Source organism: Pseudomonas cavernae (assembly GCF_003595175.1).
GTDB classification, from domain to species: domain Bacteria; phylum Pseudomonadota; class Gammaproteobacteria; order Pseudomonadales; family Pseudomonadaceae; genus Aquipseudomonas; species Aquipseudomonas cavernae.
This window is the reverse complement of the sequence record NZ_CP032419.1, coordinates 505,535-526,308: the sequence shown is the minus strand read 5'-3', so window position 1 is coordinate 526,308 and position 20,774 is coordinate 505,535. Positions and strand designations below refer to the sequence as shown.

At 64.7% G+C, this 20,774-nt stretch carries 20 protein-coding genes and 1 pseudogene; 5 read left to right on the top strand and 16 right to left on the bottom strand.

Features of this window, described 5'->3' with window-relative positions:
• Positions 1 to 176 precede the first annotated feature (176 nt).
• The 4 genes and pseudogenes from D3880_RS02390 to D3880_RS23295 all read left to right on the top strand — a co-directional run bounded on the left by D3880_RS02390 (position 177) and on the right by D3880_RS23295 (position 4,540).
• Positions 177 to 956 (top strand): alpha/beta fold hydrolase, encoded by a 780-nt coding sequence (locus D3880_RS02390; protein ID WP_119891942.1) that lies wholly within the window; start codon positions 177 to 179, stop codon positions 954 to 956.
• Positions 957 to 1,057: 101 nt separating this feature from the next.
• Positions 1,058 to 2,284, top strand: coding sequence for an NAD(P)/FAD-dependent oxidoreductase (locus D3880_RS02385; RefSeq protein WP_119891941.1), 1,227 nt, complete (start codon positions 1,058 to 1,060; stop codon positions 2,282 to 2,284).
• A gap of 324 nt (positions 2,285 to 2,608) precedes the next feature.
• Positions 2,609 to 3,634: pseudogene (locus tag D3880_RS23300) on the top strand (methyl-accepting chemotaxis protein); the annotation flags it as partial.
• Between the two features lie 42 nt (positions 3,635 to 3,676).
• Positions 3,677 to 4,540, top strand: coding sequence for a methyl-accepting chemotaxis protein (locus tag D3880_RS23295; RefSeq protein WP_420800857.1), 864 nt, complete (start codon positions 3,677 to 3,679; stop codon positions 4,538 to 4,540).
• Between the two features lie 210 nt (positions 4,541 to 4,750).
• Here D3880_RS23295 and D3880_RS02370 read toward each other — a convergent pair whose 3' ends face one another.
• From D3880_RS02370 to D3880_RS02320, 11 genes are all read right to left on the bottom strand, one after another.
• Entirely contained in the window at positions 4,751 to 5,935 is a 1,185-nt protein-coding gene (locus D3880_RS02370; protein WP_162934924.1) for a multidrug effflux MFS transporter, read from the bottom strand.
• Positions 5,936 to 6,182: 247 nt separating this feature from the next.
• Positions 6,183 to 7,214 carry a 4-hydroxy-2-oxovalerate aldolase gene (gene dmpG, locus D3880_RS02365; protein ID WP_119891938.1) on the bottom strand — a complete coding sequence of 344 codons (1,032 nt, stop codon included), beginning with the start codon at positions 7,212 to 7,214 and terminating at the stop codon, positions 6,183 to 6,185.
• Positions 7,215 to 7,225: 11 nt separating this feature from the next.
• Complete coding sequence (locus D3880_RS02360; protein ID WP_119891937.1) at positions 7,226 to 8,167, bottom strand: acetaldehyde dehydrogenase (acetylating); 942 nt, start codon at positions 8,165 to 8,167, stop codon at positions 7,226 to 7,228.
• Positions 8,168 to 8,223: 56 nt separating this feature from the next.
• Positions 8,224 to 8,454, bottom strand: a complete 231-nt coding sequence (locus tag D3880_RS02355) for a hypothetical protein (RefSeq protein WP_119891936.1) — start codon at positions 8,452 to 8,454, stop codon at positions 8,224 to 8,226.
• 262 nt (positions 8,455 to 8,716) lie between these two features.
• Positions 8,717 to 9,451, bottom strand: a complete 735-nt coding sequence (locus tag D3880_RS02350; protein WP_119891935.1) for a hypothetical protein — start codon at positions 9,449 to 9,451, stop codon at positions 8,717 to 8,719.
• 104 nt (positions 9,452 to 9,555) lie between these two features.
• Complete coding sequence (dmpE, locus tag D3880_RS02345) at positions 9,556 to 10,344, bottom strand: 2-oxopent-4-enoate hydratase (RefSeq protein WP_119891934.1); 789 nt, start codon at positions 10,342 to 10,344, stop codon at positions 9,556 to 9,558.
• A gap of 75 nt (positions 10,345 to 10,419) precedes the next feature.
• Positions 10,420 to 11,553, bottom strand: coding sequence for an FAD-dependent oxidoreductase (locus D3880_RS02340; RefSeq protein WP_119891933.1), 1,134 nt, complete (start codon positions 11,551 to 11,553; stop codon positions 10,420 to 10,422).
• A gap of 38 nt (positions 11,554 to 11,591) precedes the next feature.
• Positions 11,592 to 12,425 carry an alpha/beta fold hydrolase gene (locus tag D3880_RS02335; RefSeq protein ID WP_119891932.1) on the bottom strand — a complete coding sequence of 278 codons (834 nt, stop codon included), beginning with the start codon at positions 12,423 to 12,425 and terminating at the stop codon, positions 11,592 to 11,594.
• 15 nt (positions 12,426 to 12,440) lie between these two features.
• Entirely contained in the window at positions 12,441 to 12,884 is a 444-nt protein-coding gene (locus D3880_RS02330) for a lipocalin-like domain-containing protein (RefSeq protein ID WP_119891931.1), read from the bottom strand.
• 14 nt (positions 12,885 to 12,898) lie between these two features.
• Positions 12,899 to 13,795: an alpha/beta fold hydrolase gene (locus D3880_RS02325; protein ID WP_177412146.1), complete on the bottom strand. Its 897-nt coding sequence runs from the start codon at positions 13,793 to 13,795 to the stop codon at positions 12,899 to 12,901.
• 113 nt (positions 13,796 to 13,908) lie between these two features.
• On the bottom strand, positions 13,909 to 14,883 hold the full coding sequence (locus D3880_RS02320; RefSeq protein WP_119891929.1) for a VOC family protein: 975 nt from the start codon (positions 14,881 to 14,883) through the stop codon (positions 13,909 to 13,911).
• Between the two features lie 604 nt (positions 14,884 to 15,487).
• Between D3880_RS02320 and D3880_RS02315 the strand changes: the two genes are divergently transcribed.
• Complete coding sequence (locus tag D3880_RS02315) at positions 15,488 to 16,696, top strand: MFS transporter (protein WP_119891928.1); 1,209 nt, start codon at positions 15,488 to 15,490, stop codon at positions 16,694 to 16,696.
• Between the two features lie 348 nt (positions 16,697 to 17,044).
• Here the strand turns inward: D3880_RS02315 and D3880_RS02310 are convergent, their stop codons facing one another.
• The 5 genes from D3880_RS02310 to D3880_RS02290 form a co-directional block, all read right to left on the bottom strand.
• The gene (locus D3880_RS02310; protein WP_119891927.1) at positions 17,045 to 18,001 is read right to left on the bottom strand and encodes a VOC family protein; all 957 of its coding nucleotides are present in this window, start codon (positions 17,999 to 18,001) and stop codon (positions 17,045 to 17,047) included.
• A gap of 66 nt (positions 18,002 to 18,067) precedes the next feature.
• Positions 18,068 to 18,607 carry a VOC family protein gene (locus D3880_RS02305; RefSeq protein ID WP_119891926.1) on the bottom strand — a complete coding sequence of 180 codons (540 nt, stop codon included), beginning with the start codon at positions 18,605 to 18,607 and terminating at the stop codon, positions 18,068 to 18,070.
• Positions 18,608 to 18,622: 15 nt separating this feature from the next.
• On the bottom strand, positions 18,623 to 18,838 hold the full coding sequence (locus D3880_RS02300) for a ferredoxin (RefSeq protein WP_119891925.1): 216 nt from the start codon (positions 18,836 to 18,838) through the stop codon (positions 18,623 to 18,625).
• 24 nt (positions 18,839 to 18,862) lie between these two features.
• Positions 18,863 to 19,366: an aromatic-ring-hydroxylating dioxygenase subunit beta gene (locus D3880_RS02295; RefSeq protein ID WP_119891924.1), complete on the bottom strand. Its 504-nt coding sequence runs from the start codon at positions 19,364 to 19,366 to the stop codon at positions 18,863 to 18,865.
• Positions 19,366 to 20,766 (bottom strand): aromatic ring-hydroxylating oxygenase subunit alpha, encoded by a 1,401-nt coding sequence (locus D3880_RS02290; RefSeq protein WP_119891923.1) that lies wholly within the window; start codon positions 20,764 to 20,766, stop codon positions 19,366 to 19,368. The genes D3880_RS02295 and D3880_RS02290 overlap by 1 nt, the downstream gene beginning before the upstream one ends.
• Between the last annotated feature and the right edge of the window lie 8 nt (positions 20,767 to 20,774).

Here is a 20,774-nt window from a genome sequence, read left to right as displayed (position 1 = left end):
CAAACCCTACCGACCCTGCTGCACGAAGCCGACACAGCTCCTTGCAGCGCACGCGACCAGCGCTGCACGTGCTGCGGCACCAGCCATGCATTGCCCGGATAGCAGCCATCCAGCTCTTCAACTAGCTCCAGCTGCTGACGGTTCGTAACCTGCGGCCAGCGAGAGGAGCTTGTTCCATGAAGACACTGCCGACGTTTCACCATGTCATCCAGGGCCCGGAAGGCGCGCCATGGCTGACCTTCATCCCCGGCATCGGCAACGATGCGAGCTTCTGGGCCCAGCAGGCCGAGGCGCTGGCCGGGCATTTTCGGGTGCTGTGCTTTGACCCCTGGGGGCATGGCCAAAGCCCGCTGCCGCCGCAGGATTGCCGCTTCGCCGACATCGTCGAAGGCGTCGTGCAGCTGTGGGACACGCTCGGCATCGAGCGCTCCAGCGTGGTCGGCCTGGGTTTCGGCGGTTCGCTGGCCCTGGCCCTGGCCCTCGAACATCCGCAGCGCATCGAGCGCCTGGTCGCCTTCTGCTGCCGACCGCGCCAGCCTGATGATCGCCGCGAATTCTGGCAGGCCCGCTGCGAAGCCGCGCAGGCCCAGGGCATGGACAAGCTGGCCGACGTCACCGTCGATCGCTGGCTGAGCCCGGAGTTCAGGGCGGCCCGCCCCGAGGTCGACCAGCTGCTGCGCACGATGATGAAAGGCACCACCCTGGAAGGCTACCTCGCCTATGTCCGCGCCTTCATCGAAATGGACTTCGCCGAGCGTTTCAACGATATCCAGGTACCGGCACTGCTGGTGGCCGGCGAGCACGATCATGGCGGCGGCCCGGTGGCCGACATGCGCCAGATGGCTGCGCAGAATCCGCGCATGCAGCTCGCCGTGATCGGCAGCGTCGGCCACATCTGCAACCACGAGGCACCAGCGCAAGTGGAGAAGCTGCTCAAGCAGTATCTGGTGGTTTGAGCCGCCAGGAGACAGTCGAGCCGGACCAGCAAGGGACCCATTCGCCTTGCCAGCGCGCCGGCTCGCCATCGATCGACCCAGCAAAACAGAGAACAACAATCATGAATAAAGGTGTCGTCATCGTTGGCGCCGGGCATGGTGGGGTGAGCCTGGCCTCGGCCCTGCGCGCGCAGGAATATACCGGCAAGATCACCCTGCTCAGTGATGAAGCCGACTACCCCTACCACCGCCCGCCGCTGTCCAAGGCCTTCATCAGCAGCGACAGTGCGGACGACGAAAAGAAGCTGCTGCTCGAGCAGGAAAGCTTCTACGACGAAAAGCAGATCGACCTGCGCCTCGGCGTGCGCGTCACCGCCATCGACACGGCCAACCAGCGCGTGGCCCTGAGCCATGGCGAAGCTCTGGCTTATGAGCACCTGATCCTGGCCACCGGCGCCCGCGCACGCACCCTGCCACTGCCCGGCAACGACCTGCAGGGCATCGAGACCCTGCGCACCCTCGCGGATGCCCGGCGCATCCGCCAAAACCTGGCCAACTGCCAAGCGGTGGTCGTAGTGGGCGGCGGATTCATCGGCCTCGAGCTGGCCGTCACCGCACGCCAACTCGGCAAGCAGGTCACGGTACTGGAGACCGCTTCGCGGATCATGGAGCGCTCAGTGGCCCCGGAGGTTTCCGAGTTCGTCACGCAGAAGCACCGCGCCAAGGGGATGACCATCGAACTGAATGCCTGCGTCGAAGCCTTCATCGGCGAACAGCGCCGGGTCAGCGGCGTGCGCTGCTGCTCGGGCGAGCGACCGGCGGACCTTGTCATCGTCGGTGCGGGGGGTATCGCCAACAGCGAGCTGGCCCAGGCGGCCGGTATCGAGTGCGGCAACGGCATCCTGGTCGATGCCCAGCTGCGCACCTCAGCGCCGAACGTCTTCGCCATCGGCGACTGCGCATCCCATGAACATGCCTATGCCGGTGGCGCGCGCGTGCGCCTGGAATCGATCCAGAATGCCAACGACCAGGCGCGTCTGGTTGCCCAGGTCATCTGCGGCAGCGAGGCACGCTATCAGGCGGTGCCCTGGTTCTGGTCCGACCAGGGCGAGGTCAAGCTGCAGATGGTCGGCCTGTCGATCGGCCGGACCGATTGCGTCACCCGAGGCGACCCCGCCCAGGGACGCTTCTCGGTGTTCCACTACCGCGAGCAGACGCTGATCGCCGTCGACTCCATCAACCAGCCACTGGAGCATATCCAGAGCCGCAAGCTGCTGGCAGGCGGCATCTCGCCGGACAAGGCGCTGATTGCCGACACCCGCGTGGATCTGAAAAGCCTGCTCGGCTGAGTCCACCCGGCCGGGGCCTGCATGCTGGCATGCAGCGCTCCGGCACATACTCCCGGACACGGCGCGCCACCCTGCTCTTCATCTCAACACAACAAGAAGAATCGACATGAAGTACTCGCGACCGCTTCCCGCCAGGCACAGACCGCAACGTCGATTGCGCGGCGCCTGACCAGTCCCGTTCCACTCCTACCACCTCCAGCGTCAGGCCGGTGCAGGTGCGTTGTTGACGGCGGGCAGCGCTGGCACGGCTGCCCTGCTCCGCGGACATAGCCCACCAGCCTACCCGGCGCCCATGCCACCCAGGGCCTCAAGCAAGGTGACTCCATGTTCAATCGCGTACTCGGCAATCTTTCGGTTGGGGTAAAACTCTCGCTCGGCTTCGGCCTGGTGCTGCTCTCGACCCTGGGCGTGGCACTCACCGCCTTCCATGCGCTGCACCGGCTGGAGGCGCGCGGCGAGACCATCCGCGAGCTGGGTGGCGTGCACGCGCTGATGCTGCAGGCGCGTGCCACGGAGAAGGAGTTCGGCCTGACGCTGGCCACCGACGCAGCCAAGCGGGTCGCCGCGCTGATCGACGAACTGGTCGGCCTGCTCCAGCAGCACCACGCGGCCAATGCCGATGCGGCGAGTTCCAGTAATGCCGCCAAGGCTTATCTCGCCCAGTTCCAGCAGTATGCCCAGGCCCTGCGGGAGGAGCGCGAAGCGCGGATGCGCATGCAGGAACTGGCGCAAACGCTTGGCGAGCGCTTCACCGATGTATTGCTCGACCAGCTCGACGCGCTCAATACCCTGGCCGAGCAGGGCCAGCCCATACCGTCGACGCGCATGATGCTGCTCGAGCAGGCCGCGATGCTGCGCGACAAGCTGGCCAACCTGCGCGACAGCGAACTGTACTTCGCCCACGAGGGCAGCCATCGCGCCCACGATGACTGGGAAACCCGCATGACCGAGCTGCTCACCTACCTGGACAGCCTGTCACGCCAGCTGGAAGGTGCCGAACAGGAATCGCTGGCCCAGGCGAACCAGGCGCTGAACGAGTATCGCCAGGCATTCGAGCGCTTCGCCTCGGGCAGAACCCGCGCGGCCGACAGCCAGACGGCGATGAACCAGGCCTCCGAGCAGGTCAGCGCGCGGCTCGGCGCAGTGATGGCGGCCCAGGAGCAGACCTGGCAGCAAATGAGCCAGCAGGTCTCGCGCCTGCTCGGCGTGATCCTGCTGCTGTCGCTCGCCTTCGGCATCGGCGCCGCCGTGCTGATCCGCCACCTGATCCTGCAGCCGCTGCGCCAGGCCCTGGAACTGACCCAGCGCGTCACCTCCGGCGACCTCAGCGCGCAGATCGATGCCCAGGGACGCCGCGATGAACTGGGTCAGCTGATCGCCAGTGTGGCCAGCATGCTCGACAGCCTGCGCAGCCTGGTCGGGCGCATCGGCCAGGGCGTCGGCCAGTTGAACCAGGCCGCCCACGGCGTGGTGCAGGTTGCCGACCACACCACCCAGGGCGTGGAAAAGCAGAACGCGGAAACCGAACTGGCGGCGACCGCCATGCAGCAGATGACCGCCACCGCGCAGCAGGTCGCACGCAACGCCGTCGACACCTGCGCAGCGGTCGATCAGGCCAACCGCGAGGCGCAGCGCGGCGATCAACTGGTGCGCCAGGCCAGTGCCCAGATCGATCACCTGGCCGTGGAGATGGGCGGTTGCTCCGAGGCCATGGCGCTGCTGATGCAGGAGAGCCATGCGGTCGGCAAGGTGCTCGACGTGATCAACGCCCTGGCCGAGCAGACCAACCTGCTGGCGCTCAATGCCGCCATCGAGGCCGCCCGCGCCGGCGAGCATGGCCGCGGCTTCGCGGTGGTGGCCGACGAGGTGCGCAGCCTGGCCCATCGTACGCAGAGCTCCACCGATGAGATCGCCACCATAGTCCACCAGTTGCGCCGCCTCACCGAGCAGGCCGCCGAACGCCTACAGGGCAGCCAGTCGCTGACCCGCGAGAGCGTGGGGCTGACGGCCCAGACCTCGCAGGCGCTGCAGGCCATCACCGCGGCAGTGTCGACCGTCGAGCAGATGAGCCAGCAGATCGCTGCCGCCGCCGAGGAGCAGAGCACGGTGGCCGAACAGGTCGGCCGCAGCATGGAGCGGGTACGCGAGATCGCCGAGCAGAGCAGCCAGGCCAGCGGTCGACTGGAAGGTTCGGTACAGGAACTGGAACAGCTCGGCAGCACGCTGAATGCCGCGGTGGCGGGCTTCCGCACCTGATGATCGCGGGGCGCAGCATGCGCCCCGACGGGGTGCGAGCTCAGAGACTGTTCAAAGTCTCGCGAGCTAGAGCCATGCAAGGCGCTACGTTAGTAACAGCCTCCGGCTGGTCAAAACGGCGAGGAAGCGGAGTTTACGAGTTGTAAATGAGCATTCCGAGCCTGTTTTTAACGCAGCAGGGCCGACGCGCAGCAGACTTTGAGCAGGCTCTCAGAGACGGCGCCCGACGCAGATGGCCAGCATGGCACAGCCGAACATCAGCCAGGCCACCGTCGCGGTGGTGCCGGTGTAGCACAGGTTCAGCAGCAGACCGGCGAGCATGCCGAAACCGAAGATGGCGCCATTGAGAATCGCCGAGGCCTTGCCGGCGCGGCGTCCCTGATCGGCCATGGCCAGCGCGGAAGCGTTGGGATTGACGAAGCCCACGCTGCACACCGCGAGGAAGAACCCCGGCAGCACCAGCCACAGGGTGCTTTCGGCCAGTTGCGCGTCGATCACCAGTAGCGCTCCGCCGAGCAGCGGCAGCCACAACGCCGGCCGCAGAATCTCGACCGGCGCGAAGCGCTTGAGCAACGCGCGGTTGAGCTGCCCGGCGATCATCACACCGATGGCGTTGGCGCCGAAGAAGTAACCGAACATGCCTGGCGAGATGCCGTGGATATCCATCAATACGGACGGCGAACCAATGATGTAGCTGAACATGCCGCCCATCACCAGCGCCTGGATCAGCACGAAGGTCATGAAGCGGCTGGACTTCAGCAGATCCAGGTATTCACGCAGCACCGCGAAAAACCCGCTGTCGCCGTGGTGGGCGACCGGACGCTCGTCGAGCACCACAAACGCATAGAGAAACAGCGCCACGCCGAACAGGCTCAACGCGGTGAACACGTTGCGCCAGCCCGCCAGTTCCATCACCCAGCCGCCCAGCAGCGGTGCCAGTACCGGCGCCGCGCCCATGATCAGGACCAGCAGGGAGATGTTGTGGGCGCTCTGTGCCATGTCACAGCGGTCGCGGATGATGGCGAAGGTCAGCACCGCACCGGCGCAGCCACCCAGGCCCTGGAGGAAGCGCCAGAACACCAGGTTGGTGAGATCGCCGGCCTGGGTGATGGCGGCGCTGGCACACACGTACAGGCCGAGGCCGACCAGCAGCGGCAGCTTGCGGCCGATGCGGTCGCTGACCGGTCCATAGCAGAGCATGCCAATCAGCATGCCGATGAAATAGGACGAGAAGCTTAACTCCACGTCACCAGCAGCCAGGCCGATTTCCTGACGAATCGCGGCGAACGCAGGCAGGTACATGTCGGTGGACAGCGGCGCGATGGCCGCCAGGCTGCCGAGCAGGAACAACAGCGGCAGGGGAATGGGGCGCAGCGCGGTGGTTGTGCTGTTCAAGGCAGATTTCCTTGGAGTGAAGAATGGCAAGAAAAAACCCGGCACGGCAGGCTGTGTGAAAACGTAGCGAGCGAAGGTTAGGCAAGGCAAAAACAGGCGAAAAAGCGCAGTTTACGAGCTGTAAATGAGCATTTTGAGCCTGTTTTTAACGCCGCATAACCGAGCGCAGTAGTTTTCACACGGCCTGACGGGGCCGGGTGTGGCAATGGGAAGAGACCTCCCGCGCCAGGAGTGGAGCGCGTATCGATCAGCTAGGCGTGCGCGCGGCCAGCAGGTCGAGGGCCACGTCGACGATCATGTCTTCCTGGCCGCCGACCATGCGCCGCCGACCCAGTTCGACCAGGATGTCGAGGGTCTTCAGCCCGTACTTGGCGGCGGCGACTTCGGCGTGCCGCAGGAAGCTGGAGTACACGCCTGCGTAGCCCAGGGCCAGGGTTTCGCGGTCAACGCGCACCGGGCGATCCTGCAACGGACGAACCAGGTCGTCAGCGGCGTCCATCAGGCGGTACAGATCGGTGCCGTGGTTCCAGCCCAGACGCTCAGCCGCGGCGATGAACACCTCCAACGGCGCGTTGCCAGCACCCGCGCCCATTCCAGCCAGGCTGGCATCGATGCGGTCGCAGCCCTCTTCCACCGCCGTGATCGAGTTGGCCACACCCAGGCTGAGGTTGTGGTGCGCGTGCATGCCGGTCTGGGTCTCGGGATTGAGCACCGCCTTGAAGGCGCGCATGCGGTCACGGATGTCCTGCATGTTCATCGCGCCACCGGAGTCAGCCATGTAGATGCACTGGGCACCGTAGCTCTCCATCAGCTTGCCCTGGGCCGCCAGCTGCTCAGCCGGGATCATGTGGCTCATCATCAGGAAGCCAACGGTGTCCATACCCAGTTCACGGGCGTATTCGATGTGCTGCCGGGATACATCCGCCTCGGTGCAATGGGTGGCGATACGTACCGAACGCGCCCCCGCCTCATACGCCGCCTTGAGGTCGTGGACGGTACCGATGCCGGGCAGCAGCAGCACGGTGATCTTGGCGTATTCGATCACCTCGGCGGCTGCCTCGATCCACTCCAGGTCAGTATGCGCACCAAAGCCGTAGTTGAAGCTGGAGCCTTGCAGGCCATCGCCGTGGGTGACTTCGATGGAGTCGACCTTGGCCTGGTCCAGCGCACGGGCGATGTCCTGGACGTTCTTGATCGAGTACTGGTGGCGGATCGCGTGGCTGCCATCGCGCAGGGTCACATCGGAGATATACAGCTTCTTGCCGGGATTGAAGGTCATGGGGGATCTCCTTAGGCGTTCTGCAGCATCGACTCGGCCATGCGCTCGGCCGTAGCCAGCGCAGCGGAGGTCATGATGTCGAGGTTACCGGCGTATGCCGGCAGATAGTGGGCAGCCCCTTCGACTTCGAGGAACACGGAAGTCTTCAAACCCGACAGATGACCCAAGCCAGGAATGTTCAACGGTGCGGAAGCCGGGATGACGTCGAACTGCACCTTCTGCTTGAGGCGGTAGCCCGGCACGTAAGACTGCACCGCTGCGGCCATCTCCTCGATGGACACCTCGACCTTGTCCTGATCGGCCGGGTCGGACAGCGTGTAGATGGTGTCGCGCATGATCAACGGTGGCTCAGCCGGGTTCATGATGATGATGGCCTTGCCCTTCTGGGCACCGCCGATCACTTCGATGGCCTTTGAGGTCGTCTCGGTGAACTCATCGATGTTGGCACGGGTGCCAGGCCCCGCCGACTTGCTGGAAATCGAGGCGATGATTTCGCCGTAATGAACCTTGGCCACCCGTGAAACAGCCGCCACCATCGGAATGGTGGCCTGACCGCCACAGGTGACCATGTTCACGTTGCTCTCGTGCAGGTTGTGCTCGAGATTGACCACCGGGACACAGTAAGGCCCGATAGCCGCCGGCGTTAGATCGATCATGCGAATACCGGGCTTGTGGCCCCGCAGGAACGCGTCGTTCTTCACATGAGCACTAGCGCTGGTTGCATCGAAGACGAAGTCGATGTCCTGGAACACCGGCAGGCGGGTCAAACCCTCGACGCCTTCATGAGTGATGGCAACGCCCATTCGTGATGCGCGTGCCAGACCATCGGATGCCGGGTCGATACCGACCATGGCGCCCATTTCCAGATTCTTGCCGTTACGCAGGATCTTGATCATCAGGTCGGTGCCGATATTGCCCGAGCCGATGATTGCGACTTTCAGCTTTGTTTTCATACGAACCCCAACAGTCAATCCAGATTTCCCAGCCGAAACTTCATCGGCAAGGCCTTTCAGCGCAGAGCCGCGCCGTCCTTGCCAGACATTTTTTTCAAGACCAGATAGACGCCGATGAAGCCGCTCAGCAGACCGCTGACGAATCCGCTGATGCCATTGCCCAGCGAGTTGTCGAGAACGCTCTGCGGGAAGGGCACGATGAAATGGTTGACTGCAAAAGCCAGGATCGCCGCGATGATGCCGCCGATGATCCCGGCCAGGATCGATTCTTTGATCGCAAAGCTCATACCCTTGTCTCCTTCTTGTTGTTGTCGACACTCTTTTTGCTCGGCACTGCGCCCCAGGGTTGTTCATAACTCAGGGCGCAAGGCGAACGGCAGTAACGCCACGCTGCTTCCAGCATACGAACCGACCCGCAACACGAGCCAGACAGCGTCGGGCAAAGCAGTTATCCCGAAATCGCATGGTGGCCCTGCGCAGCGAGAACCGGCCCGGACGGCCTTTGGCGCAGGGCATGCAAATAAGCAGGATTGGGGCTGGCGGAAGCGCTCAGAGGCGGCCGGCAAAAGCATCCAACCGCTCCATGTTCTGCCCCAGATAGTGGTCCACCACATAGGCGGCGAACTCCTTCTGGGCATCGAAGAACTTGGGGCGAACATAGCGGTAGTTACGCTGCATGCTGTCGATATCGCGCTCAGGCTGCATGCCGTCCTGGCGCAAGAGTTCGAGGCCAGCTGTAATTTGCCCATCGAGCGCCAGCAGCGACTCCTCGTTCAACAACAGGCCGGGATAGAGCACCAGGCCGCCGTAGGGGCGCATCTGGTAGCTGATCAGCATCTGCCCGTTGGCGACACTCAAGGCATGCAGGCGCTGCTTGCGCGCTGAATCAGCGGTTTGCCGGCTGGCATACAGTTCGCCGGCGGCGGTGATCAGCTTCGCCTGCGCCGACAGCGCCTGGTTGACCGACACCAGCGCAACATCCCGGGCATTTTCGTCCAGGCTCCGAATCGCCCCGGCGAACTCGGCAAACTCGTCCTCGAGGGTGGCCAGACCGGGATCGCCCATGACCGCCGCCATTTTCTCCAGGCTGCCCAGATACTCGTCGCGCCGGTCGGGCGCCAGGGTTCGGGAAAAAGCGTTGTAGCTCAGCAGTACGATGGAAACCGCGCGATAACTCTCGCTGCGCAGCAACTGGATGCGATCCAGTTGGTTTTCCTGCGCCTGTACCTGCAGGGACAACAGCAGCAATGTCCCCGCCAGCGCTTCAACCCAACGCCTGCCCATCTCGCCTTCCTTGTCTTGTTCTGCGGCCGGATTAAGGCGCCGGCACTGCCGCAGTGCCGGCTCGCAGTCAGTGCTGCATGGCGTTCACCAGCATGCCAGGGGCTTCAGGCGAAGCGCACCGAGCAACTGCCGACACCACCGATGGACACGCGCAGGTTATCGCCCGCGCCCACCGGGATCATCGGCCCCAGCGAGCCGGAAAGAATCACCTCACCGGCCTTCAGCGACATGCCCAGACGGCCCAGGGTGTTGGCCAGCCAGGCCACCGCCACCGCCGGCGAGCCCATGGAGGCCGCACCTGCGCCGGTGGCGACTATCTCGCCGTTCTTCTCCAGGACCATGCCGCACAGGCTCAAGTCCACCTCGCCCACCGGCACCAGGCGGTCGCTGAGCACGAACACGCCGCAGGAGGCGTTGTCGGCGATGGTGTCCTGGATGCGGATCTTCCAGTCCTGGATGCGCGAGTCGACGATCTCGAAGCACACCATCACGCCTTCGGTGGCGCGCAGCACGTCGGCCACGGTCACGCCCGGCCCTTGCAGGTCGTGTTTCAGCACGAAGGCCAGCTCGCCCTCGGCCTTGGGCTGGATCAGCGCGGCCATCGGGATGACTTCGCCGGAGTTGTAGGTCATGGCATCGGTGAGGATGCCGAAGTCCGGCTGGTTGACCCCCAGCAGGTTCATCACCGCCTGACTGGTCACGCCGATCTTCTTGCCGATGATGCGCTCACCATCGTCCAGGCGCTGGGCGATCAGGTATTGCTGGATCGCATAGGCATCCTCGATGGTCATCTCTGGATGCCGCTCGGTCAGCGGCGCAATGCTCTCGGCCTTGCGCAGCGCGTTGTACAGGTCGGCACTGATGCCTTGCAGTTCTGCTTGTTGAATCGCCATATGTACCCCCTCATGTTTGTTCTGATAGCGCATGGCGCCCCCGCGACAGAGCGGGGAGCGCCGACGGCGCACGGATCAAATAGGCTCGCTGAGCTTGAGCAGTGCGCGCTCGACCACCGCGGTCTGCGCCTCGACCGGCGCACGGGCCTGCTCCAGACGACCGAGCTCCATGGAGCATTCGGTGACCAGGCGGCAACGGCCTTCGCGGCGTTCCATGAAGCGCGCATAGACCTCGCTGACGCTGTCTGCCTTGGTCATCTCATCGGCCAGCACCAGGGCGTCCTCGATGCCCATGCCGGCGCCGGAAGCCAACTGCGGCGTGGTCGGGTGCGCGGAATCGCCGATCAGCAGCACACGCCCCTGATACCAGGGCGCCGGCAGGATGAAGGCTTCCAGCGGACGGAAATTGATCGCCGGGTTGTCCTTCTCGCTGAGCGACCGGCGAATCTCGTCGAGGATGCCGCCGTAGCCTTCCATGCGCTTGGCCAGTTCGATATGGAACTGGTCCGGCTGGATGAACACCTGCGGCGTGCGCTCCAGCAGGAACATGTACATGTCGGTGTCGGAGACCGGGGTGAAACCGACCTTGTGCGGGCCGCCAAGGAAATAGGTGCGCCGCTCGATGCTCGCCGGGCGCGGCAGGAACAGACGCCAGCAGCTCTGCCCGGTGTACTCGGCCTTGGGCGCAGCGGGGAAGATCAGGCCTCGCACGCGGGAGAACACGCCGTCGGAGCCCAGCACCATGTCGTAACGACCCTGGCTGCCGTCGCTGAACGTCACGTCGACACCCTCGGCATCCTGCTTCAGCGCATCGACCGTCAGGCCCAGGCGGATCGGCGTGCCGCCGGCCTTGGCGTGGCGCGCGAGAATATGGTGCAGGGTCGGGCGCATGATGCCGCCGCTGCTCGCGGTCGGGCTGCCGGAGGGCATAGGCGTGGCCAGCTTGCGCAGCGGCTCGCCCTGGGTGTTGCACACCTGGATGCCTTCGCCGACGTAGGCCTCGTCGACCATGTCCTGGTACACGCCGAGCTGGTGCAGGGCACGCAGGGTCGGACCGGTGATGGTCAGACCGGCGCCCAGGGCGCCCCAGTTCGGGTTGATGTCGACCATGTCCACGTCGACGCCGATGCGCTTGAGGGTGATCGCTGCCGACATGCCGGCGGTGCCGGCGCCGACGATCAGAATCTTCTGTGCTGCTTTGCTGGCCATAACGCTTGTTCCTTGTTCTTGTGGGAGGCGCGGCCGGATCAGGCGGCCTTGAGGAAATTCGCCGCCAGCTGGCAGAACGCCGCGGCGTGCTCGATCTGCGTCCAGTGGCCGCAGCGGCCGAAGATGTGCAGCTGGCTGTTGTCGATCCACTGCAGCAGGGTCTCGGAGGTCGACAGCGGAATGACCTTGTCGTCGCGGCCATGCACCATCAGGGTCTTGTGCTGGATGCCGCGTACGTCCGCTTCGGGATGCGACATGGCTTCGACCCAGCGCTGGCGCGGGGCCGGGAACATGCTCGAATAGGCCTCGTGCACGCCGGCGCGCTTGCTCGCCTCGTAGCGCATGCGCACCAGGTCGTCGCCGACCAGCTGCTGGTCGTAGGCGAAGATGCGCATGATGGCGCGCATGTTCTCTTCGCTCGGCTCGTAGCCCCACACCGCATCGAGGCCGGCGGTCAGCTCGAAGGGCACGCCCACGCTACCCATCAGGATCAGCTTGTTGACCCGCTCCGGATGATGGATGGCCAGGGCCAGGGCCATCGAGCCGCCGAACGAGTTGCCGATGACGTTGGCCTTATCCACGCCCATGGCATCCATGAAGGCGACTATCTGCTCCAGCCAGACCTGGCGCGAATAGACGATGTCGTCCGGCACCTGGGTGTAGCCGAAGCCGGCCAGGTCCGGCGCCAGCAGGCGGAAGTCGGCACTCAGGCTCTGGATCGGCAGGCGCCAGTTGGCCCAGGCGCTGACGCCCGGCCCGGAGCCGTGCAGCAACAGCACCGGCTCGCCGCTGCCGACATCGTGGTAGTTGGTCAGGATGTTGCCGGTCTGGATGCTCAGGCCGATCTCGGGATTGCTCACTGGGCTATTCATCATGTTTTCCCTTGTTCACTGCACGTCGGCACGGCGCCAGACCAGGCGGGCGGTACGCGCCTGTGGGGTACCCTCTTCAAGGCGCGCGCTGAGGGTCAGGGTGCCGTCGGCATTGACCTCGAAACGACGCTTCTGCGCCCCGCCTTGCCAGTTGGGGAACATGCTGATGTCGACCTTGTGGGTGATGACGTCAGCCTCAATCTCGTAGCGCCCGCCATAGGCCAGCATGCTGTTGTAGGCACGGGCCTTTTCCGCATCGCTGGCATTCCACTGGCCGCCGGTCTCGAAGTTCGGCCGCTCGGCCGCGGCGATCATGCAGGCCATGTGGCCGCCGGCGGTGTAGAGGATGAAGCCGTGCAGGTGCTCGCCCATGGGCAGCTCGCGGCGGCCGTCGTCGAAGGCCTGCTCCCAGGAGAGGATCTCCCAGCGGCCGACTGGATTGAGGTTGGATGTCGACATGCTTGTTTCCTTATTTATGCCTGCAGCTGTTCTTTGCAGAAGGCAGCCACGACCTGGTTATGCTCGGGGGCACTCTCGAACTGCGCCCAGTGCCCGGTGTCTTGTGCACAGTGGAAGGTGCCGTTCTGCACCTGCTGCGAGATATGCAGCCCCAGCGCCGGCGGCGTGCGGTTGCGGTCGCCCCAGTAGACCAGGGTCGGCTGGCGGATCTGCCGGGCCAGCGCGTCGGTGACCAGATGCCGGCGGATGGTTGCGCCGGCCAGGTATTCGGCGATGAACAGCTGCTGCACTTCGGCTAGCGCGGGCTGCTGGTACAGGGCCTGGCGCACCAGCACGGCCTCGTCGGTCAGGCGCTCAGGCTTGGCCAGGATGCGCGCCATGCGCGTGTGCACGTTGTCGAAGCTGGGGTTGCGCAGCACCTCCAGCGAGCTGGGCAGGTTGCTGGCCCAGTCCGGCTCGACATAGCCCTCGATGGCGCCCGCGTCCGGCGTGTAGCCCATGGTGGTGGTCAGCACCAGGGCGTTGACCCGCCCGGGGTGGTTCAGGGCCAGTTGCATGGCTACCCAGCCGCCCAGCGACTGGCCTTCGACACAGGCGTTCGGCAGGCCCAACTGATCCATCACGTCGATGACCTGGTCCACCAGCAGGGGAATGATCTCGGGGTCGTAGCCCTCGGTCTGCGACTTGCCGTGCCAGAGGAAGTCCATGGCGATCACATGGAAGTGCTGCGCCAGCTCGGCGATGTTGCGGGCGTAGTTTTCCGCATGGCCACCGGTGCCATGCAGCAGGATCAGCGCCGGGCCGCTGCCGGCCTCGATGATGCGGGTGCGGTACTTGCCCTGGATCTGGCGGACCTGGCAATCCAGCAGTTCGATCCAGTAAGGGGTTTCGCTAGAACGTGATGCGGACACGAGAGACTTCCTTCTTGCCGGCAGAATGCTGCGTCCGCCTCGCCACGGCGGGGAGCAGCGCTTGGCGCGACCCCGCCAGGGCGGCGGACAGGTTCGGGAGGGATAACGGCGAACTAGAGCGCCTTCTCCTTGCTCCCCGAGATCGGCCCTTTCAGGGTGCCGTCGGACTTCTCCAGACCGAAGGTCCACTCGGTGAAGACATGCGACGTGGCGGCGAAGTCCTGCGCCTCCCATGCCGGGGTCACGATGTCCTCGTCGGCGGCGTATTCCCAGGAGCCGCCGAACGGCGTCTGGAAGTACCAGAAGCAGGCGGAGGAAATGATGTGGCGACCGGGGCCGGCGAAGGTCTTCCAGCCCAGCGACTCGACATGCTGGCCACCGCCGATCACCTCGTGGATATCCCGCACCTTGAAGGCCAGGTGATTGAAGCGCGTACCGGGCACCTTGGCGTTCATGAAGAACACGTGGTGGTGATTGCCCGCCGGCGAGCAGCGCATGAACACGCCGCGGTTGGCGTAACGGTCGGAGACGATGAAGCCCAGGCGCTTGAGGTAGAACTGCACCGCTTCACCGGCGTCGTCCACACCGATGGCGATGTGACTGATCTCGCGGGGCTTGGCCGCCTCATAACGCGGCGCCCGGCGATTGATGCGCTCGGCATGGCCCGGCGCGTTGTAGCGCGTCACCTCCTGAGTGGTGACGGCACGACGCTGGGCAATGCGGAAAGCCAGGTTGATGCCCAGGTCATCGACGCTGTGCAGCACACCCTCGGCATCGAACTCGGCGCGACGGTCCTTACTCAGCTCGTCGAGCAGGGCATCCAGGGTCTGCTGATCTTCCACGCCGAACACCAGCTCACACAGGCCGCTGCCACCACCGATCGGCGTACGCTCGATGCGCGAAGGGTCGGCGGCGAACACCTGCACTTCGGAGCCATCCACGGCGCGGAAAACCTTCATCTCGGGGTCAGTCGAAGCGATATAGGTGAGGCCCCAGTCGGACGCGAAACGACAGGCTTCCGCGACATCCTGTACCGCAAACTTGACGCATTCGACGCCAGTAAAGCGAAAACGATTTCCGGCTGACATAACTATATTCCCACCTACTTTCTAGTTCTTTAAGATCGCCTCGAGCACTCTTCCACAACACTTCCTATATGTTTAGAGTGTCGTAAAGACTGAAGAAGCAAAATTTATAAAGCAGCAACTTCCCAACAAAAAACATCAGCAAAAAGTTAACCCTTCGCCCGTTGATGGTGATCTTAAGAACGATCATCCAGTTGAGCCAGCGGGTTTCCCTCAATACAGATATTCAGGAAATGCATCGGTGCCCGCGCCCGCTATGCCTGGCCTGGCAGCCTCGCCAGGCGGGGCTCGGCGGCGCCGCCAGCAGGCGGTCAGGTTCGCCATCTGCGCCGGCGGGAAAAAGATCGAGCCGCCACCTGCCGAACTCATAATCGCTATTGCCAAGCCAACTAGAAGCCGATTTCAATATCGCTACTCAATCGCCACCCGCCTATTCCCAGGGCAATAAGAAATACTTCCGCAGCAACTTGAACTCAGGACTCGCGCCCATGACTGCATCGCGAAGTAAACTTCGCCCGCCCCTATCGGGGCGCGCTACCCTGATGGGCAAAGGCAGCACAGCTTCTGCCTGTGGCCGTGGCGCCAATGCCCTGCCGTCCGCACAGTCATGAGGCGCTGGCCCGACAGCCTGCGTGCGCTAAGCCACCGCAACTTCCGCCTGTACTTCAGCGCCCAGGCCATTTCCACCCTGGGCAACTGGATTCAGCAGGTCGCGCTGGCCTGGCTGGTCTACCAGCTCACCGGCTCTGCAGCGCTGCTGGGCGTGACCACCTGCGCCACCCTGCTGCCGCAACTGCTGGTCGGCCCGCTGGCCGGCGCCTGGATCGACCGCTACGACAAGCGCAAGCTACTGATCCTGCTGGAGAGCCTGCTCGGCCTGCAGGCTGCGACCCTGGCGACATTGACCGCCACCGGCCTGATCGGGCCGACGACCATCGTGGTCATGGCCGCCGTGCACGGGCTACTGAACGCCGTGGACACGCCCTTGCGCCTGTCGCTGGTCAGCGGCTTCGTCGACTGCCGCGATGACCTGGGCAATGCCCTGGCGCTGAACGCCACGCTGTTCACCCTGTCGCGCTTCGTTGGCCCGCCGGCCGCCGGCCTGCTCCTGGTGCTGTTCGGCGAAGCACCCTGCTTTGCGCTCAATGCGCTGTCCTACCTGCCCCTGATCGCGGCGCTGTGCTGGGTGCGCATGGCGCCGACGCCGAGGACTTCAGGTTCGTTGCGCAGCGTGTTCGGCGAGGGCCTTGACTACATCCTGGGCAACTCCGGGGTGAAGGCGATGCTGCTCAATGTGCTGGCGGTCAACCTCACCGCCTCGACCTATGCGGTACTGCTGCCGGTGTTCGCCAGCAAGGTGTTCGTCGGCGATGCTCGGACTCTCGGCTGGCTCTGGGGCGCCGCCGGCCTGGGCTCGCTGGCCGCCAGCGGACTACTCGCATGGCAGCGGGCACCCAAAGCCCTGCCCCGGCTGATCTTCGGTGCCACCCTGGTCAGCGCCCTGGCGATGCTCGTCTTCGCCTTCAGCAGCCAGTTGTGGCTATCCCTGCTGGCCATGGCCGCACTTGGCTTCGGTATCGCCGGCAATAACATAGGCACCAATATCACCCTGCAGAGCAGCACACCGGATGCCCTGCGCGGCCGCGTGGTGGCCGCCTATACCGCGATCCGCTTCGGCTTCGAGGCGATTGGCGGGCTGCTGGCCGGGTTGCTGGCTGCCCATCTGGGCGCGTCACCGGTGTTCGCTGGCGCAAGCACGGCCCTGCTGGCCTATTGGGCGTGGAGCATGCGGCGCCAGCCGTCATCGGCGACCTGATAGCCGCCTCTCGAATGGCAACCGCTGCATGGCGCCATGGCCTGACGTCGGCCAAGGCTGGCCGGAGCACAGGATGAGCCGGGCGCCGCGATACCCCTGCTGCAGGGCGCGCACAGAACCATTTGGATCAGCAGGTGGATCACCGGCGCGCGAGTAGCGCAGCGCTGGTTGAACCGGCTCGCGCCACTGCCCCACCCGCCCCTGCCTGTCGGCTCTTGTTTTGCACAGGCTGAAACGCAGAAACCAGGGAAGCCCCTGGTTTCTGTCAATCGCGAACATCTTGGCGCAGAGAGCTGCGCAAGCATCCCGTCGCCATCACCGGCGCGGTGATGACGGCGGAGCAGGGCGTCAGGCCGAGGTCTCGCCTGCCGGCTTGCGTGGGCCGTTGAACGGTGCCCAGTTCTCGCGCTGCATTTCCAGCAGGTAGGACTGGGCGTTGTCGGCATGCAGTGGCTTGTCGCGCGGCACCCAGTTGTCGTCGTGCTTGTCCATGTCGGCGTCGTACTCGAAGCGACAGGCCAGCGGGCTTTCGAAGTACCAGAACCAGTTGGAGCCGAAGCCATGGCGGCCCGGGCCCCAGTAGCTGTTGTGGCCCTTGGCGAGGAAACGGTTGCCGGCCTGCATGACTTCGCTGGGCCCGGCCAGGTGGAAGGCCATGTGTTCGACGCCCTTGACCTGCGGCGGGGTCTGGATCAGGAACATGGTGTGGTGTTCGTAGGTGCCCTTGGAGCGCATGAACGGGCCGCCGCCGAGACGGTCGTTGACGCGGAACTGCAGGCGCTCGACGTAGAACGCCTCGGCCTTGGCCACATCCGGCACGAACAGGGCGAAGTGGCCAAGACTGCGCGGCAGCCCGACGTGGCTGTCGTCGACGCCGAGCACGTTGAGCGGACGCTGCAGCGGTGCACCGGGGGCGTTGATCGCCTCGGCGGGCAGGTTGATCTCGCGGCGCCGGGTCAGCTGGAACGCCAGGGTGATGCCCATGTCGTCGAGCGCCTCGAGCGCGCCATCGGCCAGGCGCTTGACCTCGCGGTCCTTGCCCAGTTCGGCGGCGATCTCGTCGAGGCTCTGCTGGTCGGCGACGCCATAGATGATCTTGCGCGCCTTGTTGGCCGGGCTCAGCGGTGCCGGCAGCGCCGGGTCATTGCTGGCGGCAATGATCACGCCGGTGCCGTCGAGGGTTTCGAACAGGCGGCCATCGCGCACCAGGCCGGCGTCCTTGAGACCGAAGTCGGTCATGTACTGGATGGCGACGTCGAGGTCGTCGACGCCGAAGACCACTGCATCGGGTCCGAGGATGTTCATGTGCGGCTTGCTCCGAATTCGGATTGGCTTCGTCCGCGACCGCCGTATGCGGCGGTCGCGGGTCGGTCACGAGGTGATGCTGACGTTCTCGCCACGGCGCAGGGCGGCCATGCGCTCATCCAGCTCGCCATCGACGTAATACAGCTCGGTGTAGAAACCGATCTGCTCGCGGGTATCCCAGTAGCTCCAGCGGCAGTTGCCGAACGGCCCTTCGAAGAAGCCGGCCATGGCTTTCTCCAGGCCCTGCTCCAGGTAATGCTGCTCGGCCTGGGCGTATTCCTCGGCGCTGGACTGGCGGAAGCCGATGTGGTGCGGGCCGTAGCCGCGGCTGTCGATCCAGTCCTTGTACAGGCTGTTGCCGCCGTCGTGGCGGGCCAGCTCGATCAGGGTGTCGCCGGCGAAGCCATAGGCGCAGCTGAACTGGAAATCGCCCGGCTGGCCGCGGTATTCCTTCTGGGTCTGCTCCTTGGCCAGGTCGTAGGCGACGTTCCACACCTCGACGCCGTTGGTCTTCTTCCACATTTCCATGGCCGCCTCGATGTCCGGGACGACGAAGCAGATCTGGTCGAACTTGCGGCCGATCAGGTTCTTGGCGATATCACTCATGGCTTGCTCCACTACTCACTCTTGAACCACACGAAGGCTGATGGCGGCGGCCGGGCAGTCGCGCACCAGTTGCTCGAACTCGCCCTTGCGCGCGATGTCGACGAAACGCTGCTTGAGATGGGCGATGTTGGCCGCCGCATCCAGCTCGAAGACGTCGTCCGCCCCCAGGCACAGGCCATAGCCCTGGCACTTCTGGGTATCCAGAATCACTTCAACTCTCTCAGTCGCCATCACTCTGTTCTCTTGTTCTGGGTGTTACAGGAATACGCCGAGGTTGGGCGTATGCAGCACGGCATGGGTGATCAGCGCCTTGCGCTTGAGCAGCTTGAGGCCGCCGTCGGTGATGCGCAGCAGGTCGTGGCGGCGAACCGGGATCACGTCGCCCAGCTCGTCGTGGCCACGCTGGCGATAGAGCATCAGCGCACTGATCACCGAGATCACGTCGGAGCGCTCGGTGGCCTCCACCAGCACGCTGCCGACCAGCCGCAGGGTGCGCGACGGCGGCACTTCGGCCCAGGCGTGATCGCTTTCCAGACGGGCGATGCGGGTCTGGATATGCGCCTTGCAGTCCTTGATGCGGAACGCGCCTTCGGGGAACTCGTCGGCGTAGTCGCGCATGGCGATGCGGATCGGCACGTCGTAATCGATCTCGTCGTCGAGCAGGGCGAACCAGTCGCGGAAGCGCCGTTCATCGAGGATCAGCGCCTCGCGGGCGAGAAAGTCCGAGGCGATCTCGCGCAATTCATGCAGGTTGCTCATCACTCGCACTCCCCTTCGCCCAGGCACTTGTCGGCAGTCGAACGCGGCGCCGCCTTGCCTTCGGTCATCTCTTTAACCCAGCGGCGCCAGAAGCGCTCCTGGCTGTACTCGCCGTAGACCGACGGGTGGAACTCGCCCGGCCCCTTCCAGTCCGGGTCCGGCCCGCCGCGCTTTTGCTGGTAGTGCAGGCGCATGCCCTTGGAGCGGGTCCAGGGGCTGGACGCCACCTTGGCGATACCTTCCCAGACCGCGGTGTCGTCCTGCTCGAAGATGCCGCCGGAACCGAAGCCGAACTGGCCGGCCATATAGGCGCGCGCGTGGAAGTCTTCCGGCAGGCAGGCGTATTCCAGCTCGTAGTTCCACAGTTCCATCACGCCCGGCGCCACCGGTTGCCACATGCGGATGCTGGTGAAGGGAATCGGCATCTCGCCGGGCACGTCCGGCTGCGGGAAGCGCAGGAAGCTGAAGTTGGGGAAGATCGTGCCGATGGTCGGCGGCACCGTCTTGAGCATCTCCAGTTGCACCTCGTCGAGCTTCGACAGGTCGAACTGGGCGCGCTGCTCGGGCGTGTAGCCCCACATGTCGAACATCGGCGCGATCAGCTCCGGCAGCGCGTGGCCGATAAAGCTGTTGCCGTTGCCGAAGTCGTAACCGCTGGCCATGCTGCTGACCTGGTTGACCCCGGGAATGAACTCCGACAGGGCCGCCGACAGGTGCGCGGTGCTGACGTGATAGGCGTCGCCGCTGAAGTTCTCCGCGCCGCTCTTCCAGTCGGCCTTGACGATGAAGCGCTCCGGCTCCTTGAGCACCTTCATGCCGTCCGGGTGCAGGCCGAAGATGGCGTCCATCATCCAGGCCGCGCCACCGAGGTACTCGCGCAGCGGCGGCACTTCCTCGCTCAGCGAGGCGAACACGAAACCGTGGATGGCCTCGACCTTGGCCGCCTTGAGCAGGCCCCACTCCTTCTTGTCCAGCGGGCCGCCGTAGGCGTCGCGCATGTGCGGCGCGCCGGCCCAGTCGCCGTTGTTGCGGTAGACCCAGCCGTGGTAGGGGCACTTGAAGTGTTTGGTATTGCCCTTGTCCTGGTGGCACAGCTCGGTGCCGCGGTGACGGCAATGGTTGAGCATCACGTTGATCTGGTCATCGTCATCGCGGGTGACGATGACCTTGTCGATGCCCATGCGCCGCAGCACGTAGTCGCCCTTGTTGGGGATCTCCGAGACATGCGCGACGAAGATCCAGTTACGCGTGAAGATGCGCTCCATTTCCGCCTTGAATACGGCGTCGTCACGGAACACCTCGATGGGCAGCAGGCCTTCGTCCATGCCTTGCGAGACACGCTGGCAGAGATCGTCCAGATACTGGTCGGGGTTGCCTGGATAGATCAGGTCGTAATTCATCTTGGGTT

What these genes read in the sequence shown, in the direction of transcription:
- D3880_RS02335 (WP_119891932.1), bottom strand. Translation starts at nt 12,425, where the DNA reads ATGAATAGCCCAGTGAGCAATCCCGAGATCGGCCTGAGCATCCAGACC.
- D3880_RS02290 (WP_119891923.1), bottom strand. Translation starts at nt 20,766, where the DNA reads ATGAATTACGACCTGATCTATCCAGGCAACCCCGACCAGTATCTGGAC.
- D3880_RS23295 (WP_420800857.1), top strand. Translation starts at nt 3,677, where the DNA reads ATGCTCGACAGCCTGCGCAGCCTGGTCGGGCGCATCGGCCAGGGCGTC.
- D3880_RS02360 (WP_119891937.1), bottom strand. Translation starts at nt 8,167, where the DNA reads ATGAAAACAAAGCTGAAAGTCGCAATCATCGGCTCGGGCAATATCGGC.
- dmpE (WP_119891934.1), bottom strand. Translation starts at nt 10,344, where the DNA reads ATGGCGATTCAACAAGCAGAACTGCAAGGCATCAGTGCCGACCTGTAC.
- D3880_RS02350 (WP_119891935.1), bottom strand. Translation starts at nt 9,451, where the DNA reads ATGGGCAGGCGTTGGGTTGAAGCGCTGGCGGGGACATTGCTGCTGTTG.
- D3880_RS02310 (WP_119891927.1), bottom strand. Translation starts at nt 18,001, where the DNA reads ATGAACATCCTCGGACCCGATGCAGTGGTCTTCGGCGTCGACGACCTC.
- D3880_RS02340 (WP_119891933.1), bottom strand. Translation starts at nt 11,553, where the DNA reads ATGGCCAGCAAAGCAGCACAGAAGATTCTGATCGTCGGCGCCGGCACC.
- D3880_RS02320 (WP_119891929.1), bottom strand. Translation starts at nt 14,883, where the DNA reads ATGTCAGCCGGAAATCGTTTTCGCTTTACTGGCGTCGAATGCGTCAAG.
- D3880_RS02315 (WP_119891928.1), top strand. Translation starts at nt 15,488, where the DNA reads ATGAGGCGCTGGCCCGACAGCCTGCGTGCGCTAAGCCACCGCAACTTC.
- D3880_RS02305 (WP_119891926.1), bottom strand. Translation starts at nt 18,607, where the DNA reads ATGAGTGATATCGCCAAGAACCTGATCGGCCGCAAGTTCGACCAGATC.
- dmpG (WP_119891938.1), bottom strand. Translation starts at nt 7,214, where the DNA reads ATGACCTTCAATCCCGGCAAGAAGCTGTATATCTCCGATGTGACCCTG.
- D3880_RS02330 (WP_119891931.1), bottom strand. Translation starts at nt 12,884, where the DNA reads ATGTCGACATCCAACCTCAATCCAGTCGGCCGCTGGGAGATCCTCTCC.
- D3880_RS02355 (WP_119891936.1), bottom strand. Translation starts at nt 8,454, where the DNA reads ATGAGCTTTGCGATCAAAGAATCGATCCTGGCCGGGATCATCGGCGGC.
- D3880_RS02385 (WP_119891941.1), top strand. Translation starts at nt 1,058, where the DNA reads ATGAATAAAGGTGTCGTCATCGTTGGCGCCGGGCATGGTGGGGTGAGC.
- D3880_RS02300 (WP_119891925.1), bottom strand. Translation starts at nt 18,838, where the DNA reads ATGGCGACTGAGAGAGTTGAAGTGATTCTGGATACCCAGAAGTGCCAG.
- D3880_RS02295 (WP_119891924.1), bottom strand. Translation starts at nt 19,366, where the DNA reads ATGAGCAACCTGCATGAATTGCGCGAGATCGCCTCGGACTTTCTCGCC.
- D3880_RS02390 (WP_119891942.1), top strand. Translation starts at nt 177, where the DNA reads ATGAAGACACTGCCGACGTTTCACCATGTCATCCAGGGCCCGGAAGGC.